This is a genomic window from Shouchella oshimensis (genome assembly GCF_004375095.1).
GTDB lineage: Bacteria > Bacillota > Bacilli > Bacillales > Bacillaceae_D > Shouchella > Shouchella oshimensis.
Genome location: NZ_SNUX01000003.1, coordinates 695,857 through 717,849 on the forward strand (window position 1 = coordinate 695,857; position 21,993 = coordinate 717,849).

Below are 21,993 nucleotides of genomic sequence, written 5' to 3' on the forward strand. Positions count from 1 at the left end.
GTATGAATGTACGATCAATAGAAGAGCGCATTAGTCGAACAGAAGAAAAGCTCAATCCTTTACCGCTTGAAACAATCGTTGTGGAAAAGAATGCACTAAAAAAAGCCGCAGTATATGTTGCAAGTCGGGCCAAACGAAGAATTCTGCTGGTTGCTGATCGCCAGACGTACGCGGCAGCAGGGAAACAATTAACCGATTTGCTACAGGAGGAAGCAATTACTTTTGTTGATATTCATCTCGTTAAGCCGAATAAAAATGGCGATGTGCTTGCTGATGAACAATCATTAATTGATGTTTTTTTAAGCGTTAATGAAGAAACCGAGCTACTTTTAGCAGTCGGCTCAGGCACAATTCATGATCTTGTTCGCTTTATAAGCGGGAAGACAGGAAAATCATTCATCTCCATACCTACTGCTCCATCAGTCGATGGCTTTACATCGCTCGGAGCACCTATTGTTGTGAGAGGGGAGAAAAAGACGTACCAACTTGTAGCTCCGGTTGCTTTGTTTGCTGACATAACCATATTGCAAAAGGCGCCACCTGCTTTAATTGCCGCGGGTTTCGGGGATATGATTGGCAAATATACGTCGCTTTTAGATTGGCACGTTGGCTCCATTGTTGCTAATGAACCATATTCAGCTTTTGTTGCTGAACGTACAAAAGAAGCGCTCGATGCTTGTCTTGACCATGTTGGGAAAATTGAAGCAAGAACAGAAGAGGGCGTACAGCGCTTGATGGAGGCATTGTTGCTGTCAGGGCTGGCAATGGCTCTTTTTGGTCAATCTCACCCCGCCTCAGGAGCTGAGCATCATCTGTCTCATTATTGGGAGATGAAGGCGCTGGAGAATGAGGAGAAACAGCTGCTGCATGGTGCCAAAGTTGGTTTATCCACCTTAGTGATTACCCAGTTCTATAAAGAAACGATTATGCCAGAACTGCACAGTTTAATGAGCGGTGAAGAAGCAAAACAGATTCGCCAACTGATTGAAGCATTGCCGAGCATAGAATTCATTCAATCACAACTTGAACAAGTAGGCTGGACAAAGGAGCTTGTGCCTATTCCACAAAGCGTGATTGAACAGAGCTTGAAGGAAGCTCATTTGCTAAGAGATCGTTACACGCTTTTACGCTTGTACAACGACTACAGGGGAGGAAGAAGCAATGCTTACCGAACTAAAACAGCAAGTATATGATGCGAATATGGCTTTACCAGAGCACGGACTTGTAACAATGACATGGGGGAATGCGAGCGGTATTGATAGAAGTCGAAATATTGTTGCGATTAAACCTAGTGGACTGGATTATGCAGACATGCGTCCTGACGATATGGTGCTCGTCTCGCTTGATGGAGAACAAATAGAAGGTTCTCTCCGCCCCTCCTCCGATCTGCAAACACATTTGGTCCTATACCGAGCTTTTGCTGAAATTGGAGGAATTGTTCACACGCATTCAACTTGGGCGACAGGTTGGGCTCAGGCTGGAAAAGGGATACCTGCTTTTGGTACAACACATGCCGATTATTTTTATGGTGACATCCCTTGTACAAGGGAAATGAAGGAAGCAGAAATTCGCGGAAGCTATGAGAGGGAAACGGGAAACGTAATCGCGGAAACGTTCGAGTTAGGAAATCCGATGCAGATGCCAGCCGTGCTTGTTCACGGTCATGCTCCTTTTACATGGGGACGCACTCCGAAAGAAGCCGTTTATCATGCAGTTGTCTTGGAAGAGGTAGCAAAAATGGCCTCTAATACAATCGGCTTAAACCCTCAAGCATCTGGAATTTCACAAACGCTACTCGATCGTCATTACTTGCGAAAGCATGGAGAACACGCCTATTACGGTCAAGAAGGGAAGTGATATAGAATGAGCAAGCGCTATACAATTGGAATCGATTATGGAACAGAGTCAGGCAGAGCGGTATTAATTGATTTAGCAGATGGAGCAGAAGTTGCTGAGCATGTTACGCCTTACGCCCATGGTGTAATGACTAAGCAATTGCCAAAAGGAGGGGTGATGCTGGAGCCTGAATGGGCCCTTCAACATCCTCGAGATTATATCGATGTGTTGGAGCAATCTGTTCCTAAAGTGCTGGCAGAGGCGGGGGTTCATCCAAGCGATGTAATCGGCATTGGCATCGATTTTACCGCATGTACAATGCTGCCAATTGATGAGGATGGGGAGCCCCTTTGCTTCCACACAGCTTTTGCAAACCGTCCCCATGCATGGGTGAAATTATGGAAACACCATGCAGCTCAGGATGAAGCAAATGAGATCAATCGAATCGGCGCAGAAAGAGGAGAAGCATTTCTTCAGCGCTATGGGGGCAAGTATTCATCAGAGTGGATGATCGCAAAGGTATGGCAAATTTTTAATGAGGACCGGCAATTATTTGATGAAGCGGATGCATTTCTTGAAGGCACCGACTGGGTGACCTCACAGATGACCGGAACGATTGTACGAAATAGCTGCACCGCGGGTTATAAAGCGATGTGGCACAAGCAGGACGGCTATCCTGAGGATGTTTTTTTTGAAGCGTTGCATCCTGATTTAAAGAGACTAACAGCAACAAAGTTACGAGGTGATATTCGTGCTCCAGGTGAGGCAGCGGGCAATTTGACGAAAGAAATGGCTGAGCGAATGGGACTCTTGCCCGGTATCGCTGTTGCTGTTGGCAATGTTGATGCACATGTTTCCGTACCGGCAACAGGGGTTGTAACTCCAGGAAAGCTTGTGATGGCGATGGGGACGTCCATTTGTCATCTCGTTCTTGCAGAAGAAGAGAAAGAAGTAGAGGGAATGTGTGGCGTAGTTGAAGACGGAATTGTCCCTGGCTACTTCGGCTATGAAGCAGGGCAATCGGCAGTTGGTGACATTTTTGCCTGGTTTATGGAGCATGGCGTCACGTCCGATCTAGTTGAGGAGGCGAAGCAGAAAAACATTCCGCTTCATGCGTTATTAGAAGAAAAAGCGGCTGCTTATCAGCCAGGTGAAACCGGTTTGCTCGCATTAGATTGGTGGAACGGAAACCGCTCAACATTGGTTGATACAAACTTATCAGGGATCATACTTGGAATGACGCTGCAAACAAAGTCAGAAGAAATTTACCGAACGTTGCTTGAAGCTACGGCATTTGGAACAAAGAAAATCATCGAGGCGTTTACGAAAGCGGGTGTTGAAATCAATGAACTAGTCGCCTGCGGTGGTTTACCGCAGAAAAACAACTTGTTAATGCAAATTTTTGCTGATATCACGAATCTAGAAATAAAAGTGGCAGCATCCAAACAAACGCCAGCGCTTGGAGCAGCCATGTATGCAAGCGTCGCAGCAGGTGAAGCGGTGGGTGGCTATGCAACGATTTTTGCAGCGGCAGAAAAGATGGCGCGTGTACAGGAAAGGTCCTACAAGCCTAATGCGGAACGGGCGCAAGTCTACAAAGAAATTTACAAGGAATACAGTAAACTTCATGATTATTTTGGAAAAGGAGAAAACGATGTGATGAAAACACTTCGTAGCTTGAGAGATAAAACAAAAGGAGGGGTTGTTCATGCTTAAACAAAAAACGTCACACTATTGGTTTATTGCTGGTAGTCAACCTTTATACGGGCAAAAAACGATTGATCAAGTCGCTGCTCATGCAGAAGAGATCGTCAATGGCATGAATGAGTTGTTGCCAGAACAGCTTATCTTAAAACCGGTGGCAACTTCGCCTGAACGTATTACTGCACTCTTGCGGGAAGCGAGTATGGATGAAAACTGTGCAGGAATTATTACGTGGATGCACACGTTTTCGCCGGCAAAGATGTGGATTGCGGGACTAAAAGAATTGACGAAACCGATGCTCCACTTACACACCCAGTACAATCGTGACATTCCGTGGTCAACGATTGATATGGATTTTATGAATTTAAATCAGTCGGCTCACGGTGATCGTGAATTTGGCTTTATGGTTTCAAGAATGGGAATAAACCGTAAGGTAATAGCGGGACACTGGCAGGATCCGAATGTCGCCAATCGAGTCGGTGATTGGATGAAAACCGTTCGCGCCTATCAAGAAAGCAAGCAATTAAAGGTTGCTCGTTTCGGTGACAATATGCGAGAGGTAGCGGTGACAGAAGGAGATAAGGTTGAGGCGCAAATTCAACTTGGCTGGTCTGTTTCCGGTTACGGTATTGGTGATTTAGTCGAAACAATTAAAGCCGTTAACGATCAAGCGATCGCCACGTTAATGGAAGAGTATCGTAGCCTGTACACATTCCATCCAGATGCGGACGTTCGCGCGATTGAAGAACAGGCACGAATTGAGCTTGGGCTTGAAACCTTTCTTGCACGAGGAAATTATCGCGCTTTTTCAACGACTTTCGAAGATTTACATGGAATGAGCCAGCTACCAGGACTGGCGGCACAGCGGCTAATGGCAAAAGGGTATGGTTTTGCTGGAGAAGGGGATTGGAAAACGGCCGCATTTTTGCGGGTACTTAAAGTGATGGCAGGTAACAGTGGAACGTCGTTTATGGAGGATTACACAAATCATTTAGAGCAAGGGAATGAACTGATCTTAGGCTCGCATATGCTGGAAGTATGCCCGACGATCGCAGCTGAAAAGCCGACGATTGTCGTAGAACCCCTTTCCATGGGCAACAAAGCGGACCCGGCAAGGCTTGTTTTCAAAGGCAAAGCAGGACGCGCCCTGAATGCAGCAATAATGGATGTCGGTTCTCGTTTTCGAATTGTCGCAAACGAAGTGGAAGCGGTGGAGAATCAGCAGGAGATGCCACTGCTTCCTGTAGCAAGTGTCTTGTGGAGACCACTTCCTTCGTTTTCAGAAGCAACGGAGGCATGGATCTATGCTGGCGGGGCACATCACACAGTGTTGTCATACGAGATTACGAAAGAACAACTGACTGATTGGTCAAGTCTAATGGGTGTGGAATGCCTTGTAATTGGAAAAGAGTCGAGTACAGAGCAAATACGCAAAGAGTTGTTCTGGAACGAGAAGTCTTATCGTTAAAGAGAACAATAGGAACGGAAGAATCGGTAAAAGAGGTAATAAAGTATCTACATCAATATGAAAACGCTTACTAATAAAATGAGGAGGGAATAGTATGAAAAAATACATTGGGAGTTTCGTCGTACTTGGTTGTGTTGTTTTTACAGGAGCATGTTCTGAGGAAGGATCAGGAGGAGGATCAGGGGAAGACAAAGGAACGATTGGAATTGCTATGCCAACTCAATCCTCTGAACGCTGGATTGCTGATGGCAATCACATGGTCTCGTATTTTGAAGACCTAGGCTATGAAACGGATCTACAATATGCTGAGGATGTCGTAGAAAATCAAGTTTCCCAGATTGAAAATATGATCACACGTGGTGTAGATGCACTTGTTATCGCTTCTGTTGACGGAGAAGCCTTAACAACAGTATTAGAATCAGCAAATGCACAAGAAATTCCGGTCATCTCCTATGACCGTCTCATTATGAATTCAGAGTTTGTCGATTACTATGCGACTTTCGATAATTTTGAAGTAGGTGTTCTGCAAGGTCAATACATTGTTGATGAGTTAGACCTAGAGAATGAAGAAGGACCATTTAACATTGAGTTATTTGGTGGCTCACCAGATGACAACAATGCCCATTTCTTCTTTAATGGAGCGATGTCTATCCTTCAACCCTATCTAGATGAAGGTAAATTAAATGTGCAAAGTGGTCAAACCGATTTTAATCAAATTGCCATTCTTCGTTGGGACGGTGCAGCTGCTCAGAGTAGAATGGATAATTTGTTAAGTTCTAACTATGGTGGTGGCGAAGACCTTGATGCTGTATTAGCACCAGCGGATTTATTAAGTATTGGTATTCTAGCATCACTAAAAAACTCTGGATTTACAGCCGATGATATGCCAATTTTGACAGGGCAAGATGCAGATATCCCTTCAGTGAATGCGATTATTGCAGGAGAACAAGCGATGACTGTTTTTAAAGATACACGAGTTCTTGCAGAGAAAGCTGTTGAAATGACAGAGGCGGTTCTGCAAGGTGATGAGCCTGATGTAAATGATACAGAAACATATGACAATAATTCCAAAGTGGTTCCTTCATTCCTGGAGACTCCCGTTGTTGTGACGAGCGATAACTATGAAGAAATCTTAATAGACAGTGGCTATTACGAGGCGGATCAGTTAAATCAATAAGGGCTATTGCGGTTTTCTCATGAGAGAGAACCGCCTTTATATAGGAGGTGACCGCAAATGGCGGACGTTCTTTTGGAAATGAAACAAATAACAAAGGAATTCCCTGGTGTTAAAGCGTTGGATCATGTGAATTTGATCGTAAAACAAGGGGAGATTCATGCTTTATGTGGAGAAAATGGAGCTGGTAAATCGACATTAATGAAAGTGTTAAGTGGTGTTTATCCGTTTGGTACATATAACGGTGAGATCTTTTTGAATAAAGAAACGTGTCAATTCAAAGATTTGAAGCAAAGTGAAGCGGAAGGAATTGTCATTATTCACCAGGAGCTTGCCTTAATTCCTGAGTTAAGCATCGCGGAAAATATCTTTCTAGGAAATGAGCGAAAGAAGTTTGGAGTCATTGATTGGGATGCGACTGCCAAAGAAACAAAATCCTTACTGAATAAAGTGAATTTAGAGGAGCCACATGATTCGCTTATTAAGCACATTGGCGTAGGGAAGCAGCAATTAGTAGAAATTGCGAAAGCATTAGCAAAAAAAGTAAAGCTACTCATCTTAGATGAACCAACTGCTTCATTAAATGAAACCGATAGTGAAAACCTTCTAAATCTGCTTGTAGAATTAAAAGAACAAGGTATTACTTCTATTATTATTTCTCACAAACTGAATGAGATTAGACAAGTTGCCGATGCTGTCACGATTTTACGCGATGGCAAGACAATTGAAACGTATGATCTAGAAGAAAAAGAGATTAGTGAAGATGACATTATTAAAGGAATGGTTGGTAGAAGTCTAACGAATCGCTATCCTCCGAGCCAATCAGAGATTGGCAATACTGTATTTTCAGTCGAAAAATGGAATGTGTATCATCCGGTTCAGCGAGAAAGACAGATTATCATCGACGCTACTTTTCATGTAAGGCGAGGAGAAATCGTTGGTATCGCTGGTCTAATGGGTGCTGGTCGAACGGAATTTGCCATGAGCATATTCGGCAAGGCTTACGGGACACAAATTACTGGAACGATTAAGAAAGACGGGAAAGTAATAGACATTCAGTCTGTCAGTGAAGCAATTAAGCAGGGTTTGGCATATGCAACGGAAGATCGGAAATCATACGGGCTCGTTTTGATGAACGACATTAAAGAAAACATCTCGTTGGCTAGTTTAAATAAGCTATCTTCACGCGCCATCATTGATGAGCAGAATGAAGTAAGGGTTGCTGAAGAATTTAAACGGAAATTGCATATAAAGACGCCGACAATTTTGCAAGAGACTGGTAAATTAAGCGGAGGAAATCAACAAAAGGTTGTCTTAAGTAAGTGGATTTTTTCTGATCCAGATGTTTTGTTTTTAGATGAACCTACTAGAGGGATTGATGTTGGAGCCAAATATGAAATCTATACGATTATCAGAGAGCTAGCAGCGACAGGGAAAGCGATCGTCCTTATTTCTTCAGAACTACCAGAATTGATGGGGATGTGTGATCGTGTATATGCGATGAATAAAGGTCAGATTACAGGCGAGCTCGATAAAGATGAGCTCTCACAAGAAAGATTAATGAAATTAATGACGAAAACAAGAGAGGTTTCCCCATGAAAGCGCTATTGAACGTCATCCAAAATAATGTACGTCAATACAGTATGACATTTGCGTTGTTGCTTATTATGATTTTATTTCAACTCTTAACAGATGGTATTTTACTACAGCCATTAAATATCACAAATTTGATCTTACAAAACAGTTATATTCTTATACTTGCTATCGGTATGGTGCTTATTATTATTACAGGTCATATTGATTTATCAGTAGGGTCGATTGCTGCTTTTATTGGAGCACTATCTGCTATCCTAATGATACAAATGAATCTTGACCCCATTTTATCTGTGTTAATTTGCTTATTGGTTGGTGCGTTAGTTGGTGCATGGCAAGGGTTTTGGGTTGCTTATGTGAAAATTCCTGCGTTTATTGTGACGCTTGCTGGAATGCTGATCTTCAGAGGAATCACGTTAATCATGTTGCAAGGGCAATCAATTGCACCATACCCTCCATCCTTTCAACGATTAAGTTCCGGTTTTCTTCCAGATGTGTTTAATGGATCTTCTTTGCACCTGTTATCTTTGTTAATTGGTGTGTTGCTTTGTGCCATTCTCATTTTTATTGAGTTGCGCGGGCGGAAGAGAAAACAAAACAACGGTACGGATGTGCTAAACCCGACATTATTCATTTTGAAGCTTGTTGGTATCGCAGCCGTTATTCTAGGCTTTACTTATATCTTGGCCAGCTATCGTGGAATTCCTTATATCCTCATCTTGTTAATTGCGTTAATTGCTTTTTACGCTTTTCTAACGAAGAAGACGGTCTTTGGTCGTCACATCTATGCAGTAGGTGGAAATGAAAAAGCCGCAGCTCTTTCCGGCATTAAAACGAAGCGCGTAACCTTTATGGTGTTTGTGAACATGGGTGTGCTCGCAGCCTTGTCCGGCTTGATCTTTGCTGCTCGATTAAATGCGGCAACACCACGTGCGGGAAATTTATTTGAACTAGACGCGATTGCTGCTGCTTTTATTGGTGGGGCATCTGCTTACGGAGGCGTTGGAACCGTCATTGGTGCGGTTGTTGGTGGACTTGTTATGGGTGTAATGAACAACGGGATGTCAATCTTAGGGCTTGGAATTGATTGGCAGCAAGCGATTAAGGGCCTTGTTCTCCTTGCTGCTGTTGCGTTTGACATAATGAATAAAAAGCGAGGGTGAAACAAACCATGTCATTTAAAGTTGCCTTTATCGGAGCCGGAAGCATTGGTTTTACTAGAACACTGTTACGGGATTTGCTCTCCGTTCCAGAATTCAAAGGGATTGAAATTGCCTTCACTGACATCAATGCCGAGAACTTAAAGATGGTAACGGCACTTTGTCAGCGAGATCTCAAAGGAAACGGCTTAAATATTGAAATCAAAGCAACCCTTGATCGTAGAGAGGCCCTGACGAACGCTCGTTATATCTTTTCAGTAGTGCGAATTGGTGGACTAGAAGCATTTGAACAGGACATTTCAATACCGCTAAATTATGGAATTGATCAGTGCGTTGGCGATACTTTAAGTGCTGGTGGAATTATGTACGGTCAAAGAGGTATTCAAGAAATGCTGGCGATCTGTAAAGATATTCGTGACGTAGCTGAGCCCAACTGTCTCTTATTGAATTATGCCAATCCGATGGCCATGTTAACTTGGGCGTGTCAAACATACGGAGGCGTAAATACTGTTGGCCTTTGTCACGGTGTACAAGGCGGACATAGGCAAATTGCAACGGTGTTCGATTTAGATAAAAAAGATGTCGATATTGTCTGTGCCGGAATTAACCATCAGACGTGGTATGTTCAAATTAAACACGAAGGAAAGGATTTAACGACTTCGCTACTAGGAGCATTTGAACAGCACCCCGAATACCAGCACACAGAAAAAGTAAGAATCGATATGCTTAAGCGATTTGGTTACTACAGCACTGAATCCAACGGACATCTGAGTGAATACGTGCCGTGGTATCGCAAACGTTCGGATGAGATCATTGATTGGATTGATTTAGGATCATGGATAAACGGAGAGACAGGTGGTTATCTGCGAGTTTGTACCGAGGGGCGAAACTAGTTTAAAGAAGATTTTCCTAACTGGATGAAGGAGCCTGTCCTTGAATACGGGAACGATCAGCGCGGCGAGGAGCACGGCTCTTACATTATTGAAGCACTTGAAACAGGGCGTATCTACCGTGGTCATTTTAATCGGATGAACAATGGTGTGATTACCAACCTCCCAGATGACTGTGTGATTGAAGCGCCAGGCTATGTTGATCGCAATGGAATCAATATGACCATTGTCGGGGATTTACCCCTCGGTTGCGCCGCTGTCTGCAGCGCAAGCGTTCAAGTTCAACGCTTAGCTGTCAAAGCAGCTATAACAGGAGACGACCAGCTTTTACGGCAAGCCTTCATGATGGACCCGCTGACAGGAGCCGTCTGTACACCACCGGAAATTTGGCAGCTTGTTGACGATCTATTAATTGCCCAAGAGAGATGGCTACCACAATACGAAAAAAGTATTGTAGCTGCAAAACAAAGACAACAAACTGAGCCTAGAATTCAAACAAAAGGATCAACTGGAGCAGCAAGATTTACGCCGAAAACGATTGAAGAATTAATGCTAAACCGGGGAGAAGCAGTGAGAAATGCACAAGCGGCTGATAAGGCGGTCGATCGGTCGTCGGGTACCACTTGAGTGTTGCAAAACGAAAAAGTAGAAGTAAAATCGCAAACGTCGATTTTACTTCTTTTTTTGGATTAAATGAATGGGAATGATAGCAAATAGCAGGCACCTTTACTTTTAGAAAATCAGTTGTTTTCGTTCAAGAGCCTGAGCCAAAGTAGAATGGATCGTAACGTCGGAGAAAGAGATGCCAAGCTGAACAGCTGTTTGTGCTATTTCTGGGCGTAACCCTGATAAAGACGTTTGAACACCAATAAGCTTTAACCCTTTAATAAGCTGGAATATTTGCTGTGCCACCATCGTATCTATAATGGGTACACCTGATAAGTCAATAAATAAGGTATCAATATATTGCTCCGAGCAATGTTGAAGTGTATGATCAAACATTACCTTTGCCCGGTGGGTATCAATTTCTCCTACAAGTGGCAATAAAGCTGTTTTTGGTGCCAGTTGAATAATAGGTGAACTTAATTCATCAATCATCTGCTTCTGAGCATTTAATTGATAGTCTGATTGTTTTTTGTTTTGCCTAGAAAACTCTAAAATGACCTCGTTAATTCCTTGTACGACAATTTCGTTCCAGCGATAAACATCTTTAAGTGAAACATATTCTTGTTTCATTGATTCGGCATAAGATAATATTAAATTCATATACTGTTGCTGTGTTCTAAAAAACTCACTCAAAATATTGTTAAAAGGCGTTCGTTGATGAGCGCGATCATTCGCAATTGATTCAATCCATTCTAAAAATTCGTCATCGTGAATACCGGCTTTACTCGGATTGAATAATTCAGTAAAAAGAGCGTGAAAAGCTCGATTTTGGTCCTTGAGCAATTCAATTTGTTGAGGATCAGAAGTGCTGTACACACCGTCTTGCGATTTGTCTAAAGACTTGTACCATTCTTCGGTTAGATCATTGGTTTTTGATTTTATATATGAATACAGTCCATCTGTTGGCAAAGGAAAGCCCCCTAAAGAGTAAGAAATTAATTCTAATGTCTATACCCACTTTCTATGAACAGTAAACCTATTTTTATGAAAATAAGAATAGGCGATGAAGTTTTATTAGAAAGAGGACCGTATGGGCAATATCGCTTCAGCCGGTCACTCCATCTAGCTACTCAGATTTCAACTATGTTGATAAAGATGAAGAATGGTTGCCTTTAGTATAAAATCGTAATGATAGAGAAATAAGTATAGGAATAACCAATTCAATTAATTCGATACGTTTTTTCGAATTCCTATTTTATCTCTTAAACGGCTTAACTCCATGAACCACTGCTTGTCCTTAGTGAGTAGTGCTAGTTCTTGTAAAGCTCTTATATCAGATTCTTTTAAACGAGCCTTGCTCGTTTGCAAATCGTCTTCATTTGCAAGAAGTGGTTGTTTGCCATTTAATACTCGTTGCTTTGTGTAGAATTGATACATCGTTTTAATCGGTTCATTTGAAGAGCTTGACGCAATGACTTTGGCTTCACTAATCCAACCTAATATACTCGTGCGACCGGCTTTATAAATCACCCATTCTCCATTTCCGAACATTCTATCAACTCCTTTAAATCATCGTATTCAAGTCTGAAGTTGAATATGTATTGCGAGCGTAAAAAAGTCGAGCTCGATTTCTTGAGCTCGACTTTTGCACTGTTAGCTGATTGTACAAATTTGAGATAGTGTAAATGTTCGTGTCTGTACACCATCTGTAAACACAACCGTACCATTCGCAAGGTTAAACCCAATAAATATTCCTGTGAATGTGCTCGTAGCTGTTGTAATTGTTACTGGTGTGTTAGCTGGTAAAGCTAGGACGGTATTTGCAATTGCCACTAAAGATTGACAGTTGGAACCTCTCGAAATTGGAAACGGAAAGAAGGGAAACCGACATGGATTTTGACACTGACAGTCACAATCATTTCGCTTTTCATTCTTTTTCTCATCGTGTGAACGAGACAAGTAATCCACCACCTTTTTGTAGGATACTGTAGACTATTCGCAGAAGTCGAAATAAGGTTGGATGATTCACCGAGACCAATCGCCCTTTTTCGTTTACCTCACTAAATTGAATGAACAATATGAAAAAGATGTACGTGGAAATAGGATAGCGATTACAAAAAGCGGTTACAATGAAAAACAGATACAAACCAATGGATTCAAAGTTCAAACTGTAGCTAAAACAATGATAAACTGGTATTATGAAAAGCACTAACCTTAGTATAAGGATAGAAAATGATCAGCGTTGTGAACTAGAAAGAGGGTATACTCATGGAAGATAATAGACAGTCAGAGGCTGTTTTTGTTATATTTGGGTCAACTGGAGATCTTGCAAAACGAAAATTGTTTCCATCTTTATACAATTTGTATGTAAAGGGCTTGCTATCAAATAAATTTGCTGTCATTGGACTAGGAAGAAGAGAGTGGAACGATGAAACACTAAGAGGTGTCGTTCAAGAGGCGCTGGAAGAATCCAATCAACAACTGGATAAGGTAGACTCCTTTCTTACTCATTTTTCTTACTTGTCGTTCGATGTAACGAACAAAGATTCTTATAAAGGCTTAAAGCAAGAAATCGAGAACAAAGAAAATAATTTCCAATTACCTGGAAACCGCATTTTTTACATGGCAATGGCGCCAGAATTTTTTGGTCAAATTGCTCAATCGATACATAATTATGGTTTAAAGGAAACAAATGGGTGGACAAGACTTGTCATCGAAAAGCCATTTGGAACAGATTTACAAACTGCCAAAGTGCTTAATAATGAAATTCGTGAAGCGTTTGCTGAAGATGAAATCTATCGAATTGATCATTATTTAGGAAAAGAAATGGTTCAAAATATACAAGTCATACGATTCGCAAATGCTATGTTTGCCCCGCTTTGGAATAACCGTCATATTGCTAATGTGCAAATAACTTCTAGTGAAAAGCTTGGTGTGGAGGGCCGTGGTGGTTATTATGAAAAATCCGGTGCTTTACGCGACATGGTACAAAACCATATGCTCCAAATGGTTTCCTTATTGGCTATGGACGTACCGTTACAATTAACAACAGACGAAATAAGAAGTGAAAAAATAAAGGTGCTCCGTGCACTGCGACTTATTACAAATGACAATATTGATGATACTGTTGTTCGCGCGCAGTATGACGAAGGTACCATTAATGGTCAACAGGTACCGGGTTATGTGGAGGAAGACAATGTCCATCCTCAATCTCATACAGAAACCTATGTAGCAGCTAAACTAATGATTGATAACCACGTATGGGCAGGTGTTCCTTTTTATATTCGAACAGGGAAACGAATGGCTGTAAAATCAACAAAAATCGTTGTTGAATTTAAAGAGATGCCCCTTAATCTTTATGCAAAGGAACATAAAGCAACAGGGCCGAACTTGCTTATTATTCACATTCAGCCAGACGAAGGCATTACGATTGTTTTGAATGGAAAAAAGATTGGCTCTGCCGACACAACGCCTGTTCATTTGGAATATCGTCATGATAGTGAAGACCGTATTAACACACCGGAAGCATATGAACGTTTGCTCTATGATTGCATGATGGGTGATGCAACAAACTTTGCTCACTGGGATGAAGTAAGTTTATCTTGGTCACTCGTCGACGCTATTTCAAATGCATGGAAAGAGTCTGCTCGTAAACCGGTGAATTATCGAGCAGGAACAATGGGTCCAAAAGAAGCAGATCAATTACTTGCAGGTGAAAATCACGCATGGTGGCCTGTTGAAGAAATGTAGGCAAATAAGCAAAATGGTGAGAAGGGGACGATAAGCCCCTTCTCTTTTTGTGGTTACGATTATCCGTAATACAAGCGGCTAAATATGGAATAGAACTGAGAACATTATCCTGATTTTGCTTCCTCTTTAATAAATCGGTTGTAATTTTTTTTCTATTCCTGTAGCATTGTCCATCCGTCATTTTATACAACTATAAAAAATAGTAAGAAGTAGATAAATTGAAATGGAATAAGAAAGGAGATCATTTGTTTAGTCCAACTGATTGGTTACGCTTGTTTATGGCAGCTCTGTTTATCCTTCCGATTGTCACGGTTATACGTGAATCGGGTTATTATTTGGCTGCTTCGCTCCTTAGAGGTGAAAATAAAAAACTGATTATTGGTAGTGGTCCTACGTTAATTAAGCTAAGAACGGTAGAGGTTAGACGTTATTTCTTTATGTACAGCTGGATGGAATACGATGAATTAAAGCCAGGGAACCGCTTTTGGCATGGTTTTATCTATGCTGCACCTATTATTACGACGGGAACGTTTGCGTTCCTTGTAAATTCCCTCGTTCTTGGTAGCGTTTTACCACCTAATATCTTTTGGACAACCTTTATTTTTTATTGCTTCTACTACATGCTTTTTGATGTTATTCCTGTTTATCTTCCAGATGGACAACCGACAAATGGTCGTGCAATATTTGACCTTATTTGGCACGGTGAGCGGTCAGATTTCAAAAAACTCAGAGAAGAAAACGAGTTGAAGACGGAAGAAAACAATGAACGAAGCAATACAGAGGCTCAAGAAGAAACCATGGAAAATCGAGATCGTGACGATGAAGAAAGAGACGATCATACAAATCCTGAATCAAGTGGAACAAGGGACAATACCGATTCAGACTCCAATAATGAGCGTAGTTTTACAGAATCCCAGGAACAAACGAAAGAAAATCGTGACCGAGATGAACGCGCAAGAGGAAATTATGCAGAACCAGATGCGTAACACTCTTGACAGATAAATCAGTATGCAGCAGTAGAGCAAAAAAAGCGCCGACCTCGGCGCTTTTTTGCTTGAATCGTAATGGACAGAACGAAATGGTCATTCTTGGAGAAAAGATGTTGGCGATATGCTTCATGTATAAGTGAAAACCACAGTGGACACATTCAACCTCCAAGGCTTACTTCGTTGATTATACCCAGTTTGTATGGAAAATGCCGTCTTTATCAATACGCTTATACGTGTGAGCGCCAAAATAATCACGTTGTGCCTGTAGCAAATTAGCTGGCAAACGTTCACTTCGGTAACTATCATAATACGCAATAGCGCTTGAAAAACTAGGGACAGGAACGCCATTTTCAACCGCAAGAGAAATGACTTTTCTTAATGAGCTTTGGTATGAAGAAGCAACGTTTTCAAAGTAAGGATCAAGCAGTAAATTTGCTAATTCTGGATTATTTGAGAAAGCTTCCGTAATTTTATGAAGGAACGCAGCACGAATAATACAGCCTCCCCGGAAAATACGAGCAACTTCTCCATATTGAATATTCCAATCTTGCTCATCTGACATAGCTTTTAATTGAGCGAAACCTTGTGCATAGGAAAGCACTTTACTAAAGAAAAGAGCTTTTCGAATCTCTTCAATTATCTCTTGTTTGTCGCCTGAATAAGGCGTTGTTTTAGGTCCAGAAAGCACTTTACTCGCTTGAATACGCTCTTCTTTTATCGCTGATAAGAAGCGGGCGAAAACCGATTCAGTAATGATAGATAAAGGAACACCTAGATCTAAGGCACTTTTGCTTGTCCACTTTCCGGTCCCTTTTTGACCTGCCGAATCAAGAATAACGTCAACGAGTGCTTGTCCTGTTTCTTCATCTTGTTTGGTGAAGATGTCTGCGGTTATTTCAATTAGATAGCTGTCAAGTTCGCCTTCGTTCCATTCTTTAAAGACGTGATGAAGTTCATCATTTGAAAGGCCAACAATCTCTTTTAATAGCGCATAGGATTCAGAAATGAGCTGCATATCTCCGTATTCGATTCCGTTATGCACCATTTTTACATAATGACCAGCACCGTTAGGTCCAATATATGTTGTACATGGTTCACCGTTTACTTTGGCAGAAATATCTTCAAACAGTGGACGAACGAGTTCATAGGCTTGTTTTTGCCCGCCTGGCATAATAGATGGTCCTTTTAGTGCGCCTTCCTCGCCACCTGATACACCAGCACCGATGAAATGAACACCACGCGCTTCGACGCGTTCAGATCGACGAATGGTATCCGTATAATACGTGTTACCTCCATCAATTAAAATGTCTTTTTCATCAAGTAAAGGAAGCAATGAATCAATGACAGAATCTGTTACTTCGCCAGCTTGAACCATGAGCATAATTTTGCGTGGCGTCTCTAATGAAGCAACAAGTTCCTCGAGGGAATAAGTCCCTACTAAATTTTTCTTTTTCTCTAAAGAAATAATTTGGTTTATTCGTTCTTCGGAAACATCGTATAAAGATACTCGATACCCTTTACTTTCAAAGTTAAGGGCTAAACTTCTTCCCATAACGCCAACACCAATAACACCGATATTTTGCTTCGTCATTTCGTACGTCCTTTCTCTATTGCTTACCTGTAGTCAAGGCATGATTCTCAAAAAAAAGCGATCATGCTCGAAGATTCGCTATGACCATACCACATGAAAGCGATTTCGAGCAAGCGGGGATTCTTACATTGCCGTTTTTGATGCTTTTATAATAATGTGACCAATTTTATCTTTATAGTTTGCCATCAATGACTGGTGTTGATGCATTTTTTCATAGAAGTGGGAGTGAATCGATTCGGACGGTCGCATATCGTTTCCTTTATCTGTTTCATCATTCTGCATCGATTCTGCTGTGTACATCTCCATTGTTTCAATAGTGCTAAAACCCGCTTTTGTTAATCGATCTATCCATTGATCCTGTGAAAAGAGTGAAGTAAACCCATAGGCGTTTTGCAGTACCAATCGCTCATCAGCTGATAAAGGCGCGAAACAAACGAGTTCATTCAGGTAAAGTTTGCCGCTTTTTTTTAATACGCGATATAGTTCGGCTAAAGCATGATCACTAGAGACAAAGCTTAATACGGATTCTGTTAGTGCGTAATCAACGTAGCTTGGCTTTAATGGAATCGCTTCTATAGAGGCTTGATGTAAATCAATAGATAAAAGGCTGTCAGTAAACCGTTGTTGTGCTTTTTTAATCATTAGAGGATGGCATTCAAGTGCAATCATCTCGCAATCAAATTGTTGTTTAATGTAGGCAGAAGTTTGACCAGTTCCACACCCGCAATCAAGAACAATCGATCTTTCATCAATGTTCATATCCATAATCATAGCGATCGATTTTTTAAAACCACCAGGGTGGGCGCTACCAATTCCAAAGGCGGCGAGCATATCGGTGTAGTTGGTCATACGAATCCTCCTCTTGTTTTTTATATCGTATGAACCGGTAGTGGTTTCGTGCTCTTTATGACCGTTATATTGTTACAAATACGTTACAAAAAGATTAAATGGACTGTAATAGGTATTAATTTAGGACAACAACGAGTAGGTATGGAACAGATTACAAGAAGGAGGCGTTCATTTGTTTATGAAGACTTCAGAGGCTTTTCGCCACCGTAACAAAAGTGGATTAATGGAAAATAAGGAAAAAGCAAATAAGGAGAGGTTCGTAATGAAATATATGATTAGTATGATTGCTACATTCCTAATGGGGGTACTATTTTTACTGCCAGAACATACATATGCAACAGCTGTGCAAACGTTTGAATCATATGAAGAAAGTGAACGAGTAGAGTGGCTACAAAACCAATTAGTTGAGCAAGATTTTTTAAAAGAAGAGCATATCTCCTCCATTTTAGATGAGGCAACTGTTGAAGCGGTGAAAGCCTATCAAGAAGAGCATGGCTTAAGTGTAGACGGCATTGTTGGTAAGCAAACGCTAGGTGCTTTAGAAGTATTGCAAGAGGGGAGCGAGGGATCGCTGGTGGAAGCTTTGCAAAAAAAGCTACAAGAGTTAAATTATTATAGTAGTTCAATTGATGGTCAGTTCGGCCCTCTTACCACACAAGCAGTGATTGCTTTCCAGCAAGCAAATCATTTACTTGTAGACGGCATCGCAGGACCAGAAACACATGCGCATCTTTATTACAATCAAACAAAGGTAGCCAATGTTGTTGAATCACCGGCGACTTCTAAGGGGCAGAAAGAACAAATTGCACAAGCAGAACAAAATGAAGATACGACTAGTAGTGAGGACGAACAAGTAGAAGTTACAACGGAAGCAGAAGTAAACCATCAAGAGCAAGAAACTGCGAATGTAGAAGAAGAGACAACGACTGTGGAGGAAGAAGTGACTACGTCTGTCAACGAGTCTGCAGGTCAAACTATGACCATGGAAGCGACAGCATATACAGCTTATTGTGAAGGATGTTCAGGTGTTACGAGAACAGGTATTGATTTACGGGCGAATCCAAACCAAAAAGTAGTTGCTGTTGACCCCAATGTTATTCCTCTCGGTAGCAGGGTTTATGTAGAAGGCTATGGTGAGGCTATTGCAGGAGACACAGGCGGAGCGATAAAAGGTCATAAGATTGATTTATACGTGCAAACGAAAGATGAAGCCTTTCAATTTGGACGTCAAAACGTACAGGTGACCGTCTTAAATTAAACAAGTAAGAAGCTGCAGAAACGACTGCAGCTTCTTTTGATTTACATTGCAGCTGGTTCAACATGAACAGTTGTTTCTGTTACATCATGATGATCTCGAAGCGTTTTTTCAATAAGGTCGGCAATGTCATGGCTAGTGCGAACGGTCATAGATGGCATAACGGAAATCGTTACATCAACGTAAATGGTTGAACCAACTTGTCTTGCTTTAATGTTCAATACATCTTCCACACCGTCAATCGTTAAAACGGTTGATGTAAAGGGTTGGAGTGCTTCTTCACTAAATCCATCTGTCAACGAGTGACTTGCTTCTTTAAAAATGGACCAGGCCGTATAACAAATAATAAGACCAATTAAAAAAGCCATTAAAGGATCAATCCAGCTCAAATGAAGATGAGACCCTACAATTCCAATGACAACACCAATACTGACTAGGGCATCATTCTTATTATCTTGTGAAGCCGCTTTTAATGCTTGGCTATTAATTTTATCTGCTAACTTCCGGTTATAGCGATAGACAAAAAGCATAACAATTGCACTAAAGCCAGCTACCCAGGCAGTAATTAAACTAGGTGCTTCAACTCGTTCATTTGCAAACAGCGTTGTACCGGCACTTAGTAAGACTTGTAAACCGATAACCGCCATAATAAACGAAGCTAGGAGTGCTGCGATATGTTCAGCTCGGAAATGACCATATGGGTGGTCATGATCAGGTGGCTTCTGGGAGATACGCAAACCAACTAATACAGCTACGGAAACAATAATGTCAGCAGCATTGTTGTAGCCGTCTGCCACGAGGGCTTGTGACAAAAAGAGGTAACCAATGATTAGTTTTAAGCTAGCCAAGAAAAGGTATGTGCCAATACTTAACCATGCCCCACCCTCACCTTTACGCAATTCCTCGTATCGTCTCATGTTTCATCCCTTCTTTAGTGCATACTTAGTGTTTGTTTGTAATGTTTAAACTGTTTGAAAATACAAATTCATGTTATAGTTATATGATAAAAAATCCTATTTTGATTTAGTATGGACAAAGATACTTATTTTATAAGGAGTAAGAAAGGGAGCTTTTTTATGTCAGAACATACGCTAGAAGTTATGAAATGTACCCACGAAAAGCAAAAACCAGATCCAGATTCTCTTGTTTTCGGAACTGTTTTTACAGATCATATGTTTATTATGGATTACTCTGAAGAGAAGGGGTGGTATAGCCCACGTATTATTCCATACCAGCCTTTAACCCTTGATCCAGCTTCAATGGTATTTCATTATGGACAAACTGTTTTTGAAGGCTTAAAAGCGTATCGTTCGAAAGAAGACGGAACCATTCGTTTATTTCGACCGGATATGAATATTAAACGTCTTAATCGTTCTAGTGAAAGGTTAACGATTCCACCTGTTGATGAAGAACAATTATTAAGTTATTTAAAAGAATTGTTGATCATTGATAAAAAGTGGATTCCTGAAAAAGAAGGGACTTCTCTTTATATCCGTCCATTTATTATTTCAACAGAACCGAATTTAAGTGTGGCTCCTTCTCAGTCGTATAAACTAATGGTGATTTTATCCCCAGTAGGTGCTTATTACAAAGAAGGGATGTCACCAGTTAGTATTTTAGTCGAGGAACGCTATACTCGTGCTGCACCTGGAGGAACCGGTACAGCAAAAACAGCCGGCAACTACTCCTCTGCATATAAAGCCCAGGAGCGCGCGACAGCTAAGCAAAAGGCGCAAGTATTATGGCTAGATGCAAGTGAAAAGAAATACGTCGAAGAAGTCGGAAGCATGAATGTATTCTTTAAAATTAATGGCGAGATTGTGACTCCTAAGTTAAACGATAGTATTCTTGATGGTGTTACGCGAAATAGTGTCATTCAAGTGCTAAAAGACTGGGGATTAACTGTAAAAGAACAGCAAGTTGAAATAGAAGAAATCTTTCGAGCTCATCGAGATGGGATCTTAGAAGAAGTGTTTGGAACCGGTACTGCTGCGGTTATTTCTCCAGTTGGACAATTAGAATGGAACGATGAAAACATTACCATCCATCATAATAAAACGGGTCCTTTAGCTCAAAAACTATACAATTACTTAACAGATCTACACGTTGGAAAAGAAGAAGATCGTTTCGGTTGGATTGTTGAAATTGATAACGATTAATGGGTAAAGCGAGGGAACCAATGATAAAAGCTGTATTTCTGGATTTAGACGATACATTGCTTTGGGATAAAAAAAGTATCGCCTTAGCATTTAAGCAAACGTGTTTACAAGCAGCTATTGAAAAAGAACTCGATCCAAACGAACTCGAGATGTGTGTAAGGGAAGAAGCAAGAAGACTTTATCAGTCCTATGAAACGTATCCTTTCACAGTAAACATTGGGATTAATCCATTTGAAGGATTATGGGGCAGCTTTCGTGATGAAGAGAAAGGCTTTAAAGCGTTAAGAGAGATTGCACCGGTTTATCAAAAAGCAGCATGGCATGAAGGGTTGAAAAAAGTGGGCATTGACAACGAAGCGTTTGCCCAACATCTAGCAAATGTATTTCCGGTGGAGCGTCGTAAACATCCGGTTGTCTATGACGACACGTTTTCCACATTAAATGCTTTGAAGGATAAAGTTCATCTTGTGTTACTGACTAATGGCTCACCAGATTTACAAAATACAAAGCTAGAATTAACACCCGAGCTTGTGCCCTATTTTGATCATATTCTTATATCTGGGTCATTTGGAAGAGGGAAACCTGACGTTCTAATGTTTGAGGAAGCCTTACATCGACTGGAGCTAGAACCCCACGAAGCCATAATGGTTGGTGATAACCTTCATACAGATATTAAAGGTGCAAATGCAAGTGGCATTCCATCTGTGTGGCTGAATCGAGAGAACCAAGCAAATGAAACGAGTATCCATGCTACCTATATGATTGAATCGCTGGAAGAGTTAGTTCGTTTAGAGAAAGTGAAACATTCCCTTGATAAAGCTTCACGAATATGATCTAATTAGCTTAACAAAAATTATAAAATCCACTAGGGGTGCGAAAAGCTGAGAGAGGATAAATCCTTAACCCTTTACCTGATCTAGATAATGCTAGCGAAGGGAAGTGCGATATGTAAACCAATTGGTTGTTAAA

The 21,993-nt window shown here is 41.0% G+C and carries 18 protein-coding genes, 1 pseudogene and 1 riboswitch; of the genes and pseudogenes, 13 read left to right on the forward strand and 6 right to left on the reverse strand.

Annotated features, from left to right (window positions below; translation table 11 throughout):
• Positions 1–2 precede the first annotated feature (2 nt).
• The 8 genes and pseudogenes from E2L03_RS14505 to E2L03_RS14540 all read left to right on the forward strand — a co-directional run bounded on the left by E2L03_RS14505 (position 3) and on the right by E2L03_RS14540 (position 10,452).
• Complete coding sequence (locus tag E2L03_RS14505; protein WP_124741960.1) at positions 3–1,193, forward strand: sn-glycerol-1-phosphate dehydrogenase; 1,191 nt, start codon at positions 3–5, stop codon at positions 1,191–1,193.
• Complete coding sequence (locus tag E2L03_RS14510) at positions 1,162–1,857, forward strand: L-ribulose-5-phosphate 4-epimerase (RefSeq protein ID WP_134259464.1); 696 nt, start codon at positions 1,162–1,164, stop codon at positions 1,855–1,857. The genes E2L03_RS14505 and E2L03_RS14510 overlap by 32 nt, the downstream gene beginning before the upstream one ends.
• A gap of 6 nt (positions 1,858–1,863) precedes the next feature.
• Complete coding sequence (locus E2L03_RS14515) at positions 1,864–3,552, forward strand: ribulokinase (RefSeq protein WP_134259466.1); 1,689 nt, start codon at positions 1,864–1,866, stop codon at positions 3,550–3,552.
• Entirely contained in the window at positions 3,545–5,008 is a 1,464-nt protein-coding gene (gene araA / locus E2L03_RS14520; protein WP_134259467.1) for an L-arabinose isomerase, read from the forward strand. Before E2L03_RS14515 ends, araA begins: the two co-directional genes overlap by 8 nt.
• Before the next feature lie 94 nt (positions 5,009–5,102).
• Positions 5,103–6,185, forward strand: coding sequence for a multiple monosaccharide ABC transporter substrate-binding protein (chvE, locus tag E2L03_RS14525; RefSeq protein WP_055735914.1), 1,083 nt, complete (start codon positions 5,103–5,105; stop codon positions 6,183–6,185).
• A gap of 57 nt (positions 6,186–6,242) precedes the next feature.
• Positions 6,243–7,781, forward strand: a complete 1,539-nt coding sequence (gene mmsA, locus E2L03_RS14530; RefSeq protein ID WP_038479368.1) for a multiple monosaccharide ABC transporter ATP-binding protein — start codon at positions 6,243–6,245, stop codon at positions 7,779–7,781.
• Positions 7,778–8,938: a multiple monosaccharide ABC transporter permease gene (gene mmsB / locus E2L03_RS14535; protein WP_038479371.1), complete on the forward strand. Its 1,161-nt coding sequence runs from the start codon at positions 7,778–7,780 to the stop codon at positions 8,936–8,938. The genes mmsA and mmsB overlap by 4 nt, the downstream gene beginning before the upstream one ends.
• Positions 8,939–8,946: 8 nt before the next feature.
• Positions 8,947–10,452: pseudogene (locus E2L03_RS14540) on the forward strand (alpha-glucosidase/alpha-galactosidase).
• 105 nt (positions 10,453–10,557) lie between these two features.
• Here the strand turns inward: E2L03_RS14540 and E2L03_RS14545 are convergent.
• The 3 genes from E2L03_RS14545 to E2L03_RS14555 all read right to left on the reverse strand — a co-directional run bounded on the left by E2L03_RS14545 (position 10,558) and on the right by E2L03_RS14555 (position 12,390).
• Entirely contained in the window at positions 10,558–11,400 is an 843-nt protein-coding gene (locus E2L03_RS14545; protein ID WP_038479377.1) for an STAS domain-containing protein, read from the reverse strand.
• A 255-nt stretch (positions 11,401–11,655) separates the two neighbouring features.
• Positions 11,656–11,982 carry a hypothetical protein gene (locus tag E2L03_RS14550; RefSeq protein ID WP_134259469.1) on the reverse strand — a complete coding sequence of 109 codons (327 nt, stop codon included), beginning with the start codon at positions 11,980–11,982 and terminating at the stop codon, positions 11,656–11,658.
• 102 nt (positions 11,983–12,084) lie between these two features.
• Positions 12,085–12,390, reverse strand: coding sequence for a hypothetical protein (locus E2L03_RS14555; RefSeq protein ID WP_055735911.1), 306 nt, complete (start codon positions 12,388–12,390; stop codon positions 12,085–12,087).
• Positions 12,391–12,699: 309 nt separating this feature from the next.
• Here E2L03_RS14555 and zwf point away from each other — a divergent pair, with 309 nt between their 5' ends.
• Together zwf and E2L03_RS20670 are read left to right on the forward strand one after the other, a co-directional pair.
• The gene (gene zwf / locus E2L03_RS14560; protein WP_134259471.1) at positions 12,700–14,181 is read left to right on the forward strand and encodes a glucose-6-phosphate dehydrogenase; all 1,482 of its coding nucleotides are present in this window, start codon (positions 12,700–12,702) and stop codon (positions 14,179–14,181) included.
• A gap of 218 nt (positions 14,182–14,399) precedes the next feature.
• Positions 14,400–15,167, forward strand: coding sequence for a hypothetical protein (locus tag E2L03_RS20670; RefSeq protein WP_197196521.1), 768 nt, complete (start codon positions 14,400–14,402; stop codon positions 15,165–15,167).
• 187 nt (positions 15,168–15,354) lie between these two features.
• Here E2L03_RS20670 and gnd read toward each other — a convergent pair whose 3' ends face one another.
• Together gnd and E2L03_RS14575 are read right to left on the reverse strand one after the other, a co-directional pair.
• Positions 15,355–16,761, reverse strand: coding sequence for an NADP-dependent phosphogluconate dehydrogenase (gene gnd / locus E2L03_RS14570; protein WP_038479392.1), 1,407 nt, complete (start codon positions 16,759–16,761; stop codon positions 15,355–15,357).
• A 123-nt stretch (positions 16,762–16,884) separates the two neighbouring features.
• Entirely contained in the window at positions 16,885–17,610 is a 726-nt protein-coding gene (locus E2L03_RS14575; RefSeq protein ID WP_134259472.1) for a class I SAM-dependent methyltransferase, read from the reverse strand.
• Between the two features lie 178 nt (positions 17,611–17,788).
• On the opposite strand from E2L03_RS14575, the gene E2L03_RS14580 reads away from it, so the two are divergent.
• Positions 17,789–18,868 (forward strand): peptidoglycan-binding domain-containing protein, encoded by a 1,080-nt coding sequence (locus E2L03_RS14580; RefSeq protein WP_134259473.1) that lies wholly within the window; start codon positions 17,789–17,791, stop codon positions 18,866–18,868.
• 41 nt (positions 18,869–18,909) lie between these two features.
• Here the strand turns inward: E2L03_RS14580 and E2L03_RS14585 are convergent, their stop codons facing one another.
• Complete coding sequence (locus tag E2L03_RS14585) at positions 18,910–19,782, reverse strand: cation diffusion facilitator family transporter (protein ID WP_055735907.1); 873 nt, start codon at positions 19,780–19,782, stop codon at positions 18,910–18,912.
• A 159-nt stretch (positions 19,783–19,941) separates the two neighbouring features.
• Here E2L03_RS14585 and E2L03_RS14590 point away from each other — a divergent pair, with 159 nt between their 5' ends.
• Entirely contained in the window at positions 19,942–21,024 is a 1,083-nt protein-coding gene (locus E2L03_RS14590) for a branched-chain amino acid aminotransferase (protein WP_038479401.1), read from the forward strand.
• 20 nt (positions 21,025–21,044) lie between these two features.
• Positions 21,045–21,857, forward strand: coding sequence for an HAD family hydrolase (locus E2L03_RS14595; protein WP_134259475.1), 813 nt, complete (start codon positions 21,045–21,047; stop codon positions 21,855–21,857).
• A 24-nt stretch (positions 21,858–21,881) separates the two neighbouring features.
• A riboswitch (TPP riboswitch) is annotated at positions 21,882–21,979 on the forward strand.
• The last annotated feature ends 14 nt before the right edge of the window (positions 21,980–21,993 follow it).